Annotated in this window: 8 protein-coding genes; 4 read left to right on the forward strand and 4 right to left on the reverse strand. The window is 67.0% G+C overall.

Features of this window, described 5'->3' with window-relative positions; translation table 11 throughout:
* Positions 1-87: 87 nt before the first annotated feature.
* Positions 88-291 (reverse strand): ferredoxin, encoded by a 204-nt coding sequence (locus ABZU75_RS12270; RefSeq protein ID WP_355552663.1) that lies wholly within the window; start codon positions 289-291, stop codon positions 88-90.
* 364 nt (positions 292-655) lie between these two features.
* Between ABZU75_RS12270 and ABZU75_RS12275 the strand changes: the two genes are divergently transcribed.
* Positions 656-817 carry a hypothetical protein gene (locus ABZU75_RS12275; protein WP_355552634.1) on the forward strand — a complete coding sequence of 54 codons (162 nt, stop codon included), beginning with the start codon at positions 656-658 and terminating at the stop codon, positions 815-817.
* Between the two features lie 241 nt (positions 818-1,058).
* Here ABZU75_RS12275 and ABZU75_RS12280 read toward each other — a convergent pair whose 3' ends face one another.
* Positions 1,059-1,517: a Fur family transcriptional regulator gene (locus tag ABZU75_RS12280; protein WP_355552636.1), complete on the reverse strand. Its 459-nt coding sequence runs from the start codon at positions 1,515-1,517 to the stop codon at positions 1,059-1,061.
* A 50-nt stretch (positions 1,518-1,567) separates the two neighbouring features.
* On the opposite strand from ABZU75_RS12280, the gene ABZU75_RS12285 reads away from it, so the two are divergent.
* From ABZU75_RS12285 to ABZU75_RS12295, 3 genes are read left to right on the forward strand one after another with little or no spacing between them, the layout of a single operon-like run.
* Positions 1,568-2,497: a zinc ABC transporter substrate-binding protein gene (locus tag ABZU75_RS12285; RefSeq protein ID WP_355552639.1), complete on the forward strand. Its 930-nt coding sequence runs from the start codon at positions 1,568-1,570 to the stop codon at positions 2,495-2,497.
* The gene (locus ABZU75_RS12290; protein WP_355552642.1) at positions 2,494-3,342 is read left to right on the forward strand and encodes a metal ABC transporter ATP-binding protein; all 849 of its coding nucleotides are present in this window, start codon (positions 2,494-2,496) and stop codon (positions 3,340-3,342) included. The genes ABZU75_RS12285 and ABZU75_RS12290 overlap by 4 nt, the downstream gene beginning before the upstream one ends.
* Entirely contained in the window at positions 3,339-4,271 is a 933-nt protein-coding gene (locus tag ABZU75_RS12295) for a metal ABC transporter permease (protein WP_355552646.1), read from the forward strand. Before ABZU75_RS12290 ends, ABZU75_RS12295 begins: the two co-directional genes overlap by 4 nt.
* An 84-nt stretch (positions 4,272-4,355) precedes the next feature.
* Here ABZU75_RS12295 and ABZU75_RS12300 read toward each other — a convergent pair whose 3' ends face one another.
* Together ABZU75_RS12300 and ABZU75_RS12305 are read right to left on the reverse strand one after the other, a co-directional pair.
* A complete protein-coding gene (locus ABZU75_RS12300; protein ID WP_355552649.1) occupies positions 4,356-4,487 on the reverse strand; it encodes a hypothetical protein in 132 nt (43 codons plus the stop codon).
* A gap of 35 nt (positions 4,488-4,522) precedes the next feature.
* The gene (locus ABZU75_RS12305) at positions 4,523-5,524 is read right to left on the reverse strand and encodes an alpha/beta hydrolase (RefSeq protein WP_355552652.1); all 1,002 of its coding nucleotides are present in this window, start codon (positions 5,522-5,524) and stop codon (positions 4,523-4,525) included.
* Positions 5,525-6,050: the final 526 nt, after the last annotated feature.

The raw sequence follows: 6,050 nt of genomic DNA on the forward strand, positions 1-6,050 counted from the left end.
CAGACGCGTGCCGCCTCAGCGGCTCTGGACGGGGGCGGGGGCGGGGGCGGAAAAGCGGTTCGGTGGGCGACCGCCGAGCGTGTCTTCTCAGCGGGCCGTGCTGTCGCCGACGGTGACGGCACCGGACGGGCACTGACGTGCGGCCTCTCGCACGGCGGCGTGTAGCGAAAGGGGCGGAGTCTCGTCGAGAAGGACCACCAGCCCGTCGGTGCCCTGATCGAAGACCTCGGGGGTGGCGAGCACGCATTGTCCGGCGCCGACACAGACGCCCGCGTCTACGGTCACCTCGATACCTGACCACTCGGAATCGGTCTCGAGCGGTCCCGGGTCGATTGCCAAGATCCCTTCCCTTCCCTGAGCTGGACTGTCATGCCGTTGCCCTTGACCGCGGCGAGCAGGAAAAGCAGTGGTTGCACGCGTCGGACGAACCGGGTGCGGAGCCGGCGTGCGATACAGGCTAGTGGAAATGATAACCATATTTATACTCTTGGAGGCTCACCTGTTGTCCACCGGCTCGTGGGCTGGATCAACTGGATCGGCGAGTTCCACGTCCACTCCGTTGCTGCGCCATCTCGGCCGGCGGCCTCGGCCTGACCACCGCACACCGGTGTGTTTGTTTCGGTGCGGTCCGCATCACCGCGTATGTCGCGTGGTGATGCGGACCGGAGTCTGGTCGGCTCATCTTGAGGGCGGCCCGGCCAGGGCGGTCGTGATCGGCTGGGCGGCACTTGGCCGGCTACCGGTGGGTGAGAAGGGCGGCATGGTGGTCGGTGCCGTCCAGGCCGTCGGGATCGGCGTGCACGGTGGCGGCGCGTAGCCGTGGCAGGTCATGGATGAGCCGGTGTTCGACCTCCATGGCCACGGCGTGTGACTGAAAGAGCGAAGCGAGAGGTCGTGGCATACGACCTCGGCTCACAGCACGTGACCGAACCGACTCGTTCGACCCCGGGTACCTCGGTGAGGATGTGCTCGGCCTGCGCGACCAGTTTGGGGTCGCCGCGGCGGGCGGCGCAGAGGCGGTGGCCGGACCGGGTTTACGGCCGGCAGTTCCCGGGGCCTTAACCCGGGTTCGCTGGTCGGGGGAAGGCCGCGCAGTCATCGCAGATGCCGTATACCTCTTCGACGCGGAAGCCGTCTGGTCGTTTCTTGGTCGCCTCTTCTGTCACCAGGCCGCAGGTGCGGCAGATCAGGTGGTGGTGCCGGGTGGGGCCGCAGATGCGGTAGGTGGTCTCGCCTGTTTGGGTGAAGGCGTGGGCGAGTCCTGCGTCCACGAGTGAGGACAGCGCTCGGTACACGGTTGTCAGGCCGACGGTGTTGCCTCGTCCCAGGAGTTCGCTGTGCAGTTTCGCGGCGGTGATGGGCTGGGCTTCGGTGAGTAGTACCTCCAGTACCAGTACGCGTTTTCTGGTTGCCCGGATGCCGGCGTCGGTGAGTCGGGTGTGCCACCACGGCACCTGTTGCATATCGATCGCCACTCCAGCTTGACAATGATTTTCACTTTCTACAGGGTTGTCCACGAAAGCACCAGGCTGAAATGAAAACCGTTATTGATCTAGGAAGGTCCGGCATGCACCTCATGCGCTCCGCCGCTCTCTGTGCCCTGGCGCTGCTGATGGCCGGATGCGGCGCGTCCTCCTCCTCGCCGCAGCCGGCGTCCCCCGCGGCCGGGACCTCGCCGCCCTCCACGCCTGTCACCGTGGTGGCCTCGACCAACGTCTACGGCGACATCGTCAAGCAGGTGGGAGGCGACAAGGTCGCGGTGACCTCGATCATCTCCGATCCCGCGCAGGATCCGCACTCCTATGAGGCCAACACCCAAAACCAGCTCGCGCTGTCCAAGGCGAAGGTGGTCGTCGAGAACGGCGGCGGCTATGACGACTTCATCGACACCATGCTCGCCTCCAGCGGCAACTCCTCCGCGCAGGTCATCAACGCCGTCACCGTCTCCGGCAGGACCGCACCCGCCGGCGGCGAACTCAACGAGCACATCTGGTACGACTTCCCTTCGGTCGCCAAGATCGCCGACCAGGTCTCCGCGGCTCTGACCAAGGCCGATCCCGCCTCGGCGGCCACCTTCACCGCCAACGCCGATGCCTTCAAGCAGAAGCTCCAGCCGCTCGTCGAACGCGAGGCGAAGATCGCCGCTGAGGCGGACGGCGCCGCTGTGGCCATCACCGAGCCCGTCCCGCTGTACATCCTGGAGGCCGCGGGGTTGAAGAACCTCACTCCGGAGGAGTTCAGCGAGGCCATCGAGGAAGGCGACGATGTCTCCCCCCAGGTCCTACGGGAGACGCTCGCCCTGTTCAGCGGCAAGAAGGTCAAGGCCCTGGTCTACAACGAGCAGACGAGCGGGCCGCAGACCGAGCAGCTCAAGAAGGCGGCCGACGCGAGCGGCATCCCGGTGGTGGCGGTCACCGAGACCCTGCCTGAGGGCAAGGACTACATCGGCTGGATGAGCGCCAACCTCGACGCGCTCCAGGCCGCTCTGGCCAAATGACCAAGCCTGTTGAGGTCACGGCTTCGCACGGTGAGAAGGCGATGGCCGATGGCGACGTCATGCTCAGCCTCGCCGGCGCGGAGCTCGCCTATGGTGATCGGGTCCTGTGGCAGGGCCTGGACCTGGATCTGCGGCGGGGTGAGTTCGTCGCGGTTTTGGGACCGAACGGATCAGGCAAGACCAGTTTCCTGCGCGTTCTTCTCGGTCAGCAGTCGCTGTCGGCGGGCACGCTGCTGGTGGGCGGACGGCCGGCCCGCCGGGGGAGTGACCTGATCGGTTATATTCCGCAGCAGCGGGCTGTCGCCGCGCAGACCCCACTGCGGGGCCGCGACCTGGTCCGGCTCGGCGTGGACGGGCACCGCTGGGGTTTTTCCGCCGGCGGTCGACGCAGCCGTCGGCGGGTGGAGGAACTTCTGGAGGCCGTGGGCGCGACGGCCTTCGCCGACGTTCCCCTGTCGGTGTTGTCGGGTGGTGAGCAGCAACGGCTGCGGGTCGCTCAAGCTCTTGCCACCGATCCGGCCATCTTGCTCTGCGACGAGCCGTTGTTGTCGCTGGACCTGCACCACCAGCAGGTGGTGGCCGACCTCGTGAACGCGCGGCGACGTTCCTGCGCCACCTCGGTGGTGTTCGTCACGCACGAGATCAACCCGGTTCTGGACATGGTCGACCGGGTGCTCTACCTCGCCGGGGGGCGGTTTCTGATCGGCACCCCTGAGGAGGTCATGACCTCGCAGACCTTGTCCGACCTGTACGAAAGCCCGGTGGAGGTGCTTCAGGTCCGCGGCAGGTTCGTGGTCGTCGGCGCCCCCGGTTCCCACGACCACGGCGGAGAGCCTGCAGCATGACCGGTGACATCTGGCAGCAGATCTTCAACTACGACAACTACGGCGAGCTGTTGTTCCTGGTCCGCAACTCCCTCATCGCGGGAGCGATGCTGGGCCTGGTCGGCGGCGTCATCGGCACCTTCGTCATGATGCGCGACCTCCCCTTCGCCGTACACGGGGTCGCGGAACTCTCCTTCGCCGGCGCCTCCGCAGCGCTGCTGGCCGGGGTGAACGTCGCCGCGGGGTCGCTGGCCGGCTCGATTGTCGCGGCGCTGATCATTGGCGCTTTGGGGGTGCGCGCCCGGGACCGCAACTCGATCATCGGGGTGCTGATGCCGTTCGGTCTCGGCCTGGGTGTGCTGTTTTTGGCCCTGTACAAGGGGCGGGCCGCGAACAAGTTCGGGTTGCTGACCGGTCAGATCGTCGCGGTCGACACGGTGCAGATGACCTGGTTGATCAGCACCTGCCTGGTGGTCCTGATCGGTCTTTGCGTGCTCTGGCGGCCCCTCACGTTCGCCAGCCTCGACCCCGACGTCGCCGCAGCCAGGGGTGTCCCCGTCCGGACCTTGTCCTCGCTCTTCATGATCCTTCTCGGCCTGTCGGTGGCCGTCTCCATCCAGGTCGTGGGCGCGCTACTGGTCCTCGCCCTGCTCGTCACCCCCGCCGCGGCGGCCATGCGGGTCAGCGCCTCACCTGGCCTCGTCACGTTGCTCAGCGTCGTGTTCGCCCTCACCTCGACGCTGGGCGGCATCCTGCTGGCACTGGGCAGCAGCATCCCGATCAGCCCGTACGTCACCACCATCTCCTTCACCATCTACATAGCCTGCCGGGGGATCAGCGCACTGCGCATCCGCGCGGGAGACAAGCCTTCGGGGCCATTTTCGGCTGGAGAGGAGGCGGGGCTCCCGAGTGCTCCCGATATGCGCCGTCCATCGATGCACCTGAGGTAGGCCGCCGCGTCCAGCTTGTGCCGTGGTCGCGGAACCGGTCTCCTCGGCCGCTCCCTGTCAGCCTGTCCTGATCGCCTACATCGCCTACGCCGCCTCGGCGAGAGCGGTGAATCGGACGACCTCGTCTCGCATCGTCTGGATCGATCTGACGCTTTTCCGCTCGGCGGCCCCGCCCGCGCTGGCGAAGACGATGACCTTGTCCTTCAGGCCTTCCATGCCCATGGTCTCCTGTTTTGAGGCTTCGTGCTGGATCAAAGGTTGTGAGAGGCGCGTGCCCAGTGTTCGTGCGCGAACCGGTTGACCTCGCCGCCGCGCTCCGCGTCTTCCGGCGCCATTCCGAGGAAGCCTGCATGTCCGAACGCTTCGAAGACGTGCAGTTCGGTTTCGATGCCCGCGCCGCATAGCGCCCGGTGGAACCGGACGGTGTCCGACAACAGCTTGTCCCGCGTGCCGCTGGTGAGGATCGTTGGCGGAAAGCCTTTCGTGAGGTCGCCGTACACCGGTGAGAGGAAGGGGTCGCGCAGGTCGTGACCGCCCGCGTACAGCTCGAAACACGGTAGGAAGCTGCCACGCATGACGGTGTCGACGCCTTCGTTGGTGTTCCAGGTGTCGCCGCTTTCGGTCAGGTCCGTGACGGGGCTGATCATCACGCATGCCGCCGGCAGAGGGAGCCCTTCCGCGCGGGCTTTCAGGATCGTGGCCGCCGCCAGATTACCGCCGGCCGACGGGCCGCCGATCACGATCTTCTCCGGGCTCCGCTCCTTCAGTAGTTGGCGGTACGCCGCCACGCAGTCGTCGACCGCGGCCGGGTACGGGTGGTCCGGAGGCATCCGGTAGTCGACGGCCCATACCTGGGCTTGGAGGCTTTTGGCCGTGTCCACGGCGCGGGAGCAGGCGATCATGCCGCCGTCCTGGATGAAGCCGCCGCCGTGGAGTTCAAGGTAGACACGTGCATCGTTGTGCGGGACACCATCGGGTGTGATCCTGAAGACGGTAAAGCCGCCTAGATCTTCCTCCTCGACTTGCGCGCCGTTGTACGCGCCGCCCACGCCGGACATGGCCATGACGGCGGCCTCTCGCTCAGCGATCAGCTTCTTCCACCCCTGGACGTCGTCGAGGGCGGCCCACTGCGGCTCCGGCCCGAGCATGCCCATCGACAGCATGGTCTGGGCTTCGGGGCTCACCGACGCCGGCACCGGGATGTCCCGGGCCGGGACGTACATGGTTGGACGCCCGTCACCAGCGGTCATCATGTCTCCTTTCGGTGGTTCTCCTGGTCAGGGGCTCGGCCGTCGTCCTCCTCGCCCGGCTGCGGCTTCTGAGTGAGGGGGCGGCGGGCCGAATGCGATCTCGTCCAGCGCGGCGCCGGACTCCGGTATACCTCCAGTGCGGCAGGCACAGGAGAGCTGTACGCCAACCCGTGTCTCTGAAGGATCGACCCAGGCCAGGAGCCGTGGCCACCCCCGTTCAGGGGCAATCGCGACGCGTCGGTTGCGGGTCATGGTGATGACAGGAGGATGGCGGCCTTTTCCTTCATTCCGGTTTGAACCGGAGGCGGTCGCCTCCTGCTTCCAGCGCGAGTTCACCGTCCCGGCACCCCGGATCGAGCTTTGCCGCGAGTGATCGCGCTGGGGATCGTGGCGCCCTGCCTCGACGGGCAACGGGTGGACGACGAGGTGCTCTGCCCAGGACCTGAACGCCGCCGTCCCCTGCCTTGCCCATGCCCGCAGGCGAGGCCGGCTGAGCTACGCCGCGAGTGGCCGTCGTCTCCCCCTGGCG

Origin of the sequence: Streptosporangium sp. NPDC005286, from assembly GCF_040607515.1 — a bacterium.
GTDB lineage: Bacteria > Actinomycetota > Actinomycetes > Streptosporangiales > Streptosporangiaceae > Streptosporangium.

Excerpts from the sequence above, each read along its gene's own strand:
- ABZU75_RS12275 (WP_355552634.1), top strand. The coding sequence starts at position 656 with ATGCGGACCGGAGTCTGGTCGGCTCATCTTGAGGGCGGCCCGGCCAGG.
- ABZU75_RS12285 (WP_355552639.1), top strand. The coding sequence starts at position 1,568 with ATGCACCTCATGCGCTCCGCCGCTCTCTGTGCCCTGGCGCTGCTGATG.
- ABZU75_RS12290 (WP_355552642.1), top strand. The coding sequence starts at position 2,494 with ATGACCAAGCCTGTTGAGGTCACGGCTTCGCACGGTGAGAAGGCGATG.
- ABZU75_RS12295 (WP_355552646.1), top strand. The coding sequence starts at position 3,339 with ATGACCGGTGACATCTGGCAGCAGATCTTCAACTACGACAACTACGGC.
- ABZU75_RS12300 (WP_355552649.1), bottom strand. The coding sequence starts at position 4,487 with ATGGAAGGCCTGAAGGACAAGGTCATCGTCTTCGCCAGCGCGGGCGGG.
- ABZU75_RS12305 (WP_355552652.1), bottom strand. The coding sequence starts at position 5,524 with ATGATGACCGCTGGTGACGGGCGTCCAACCATGTACGTCCCGGCCCGG.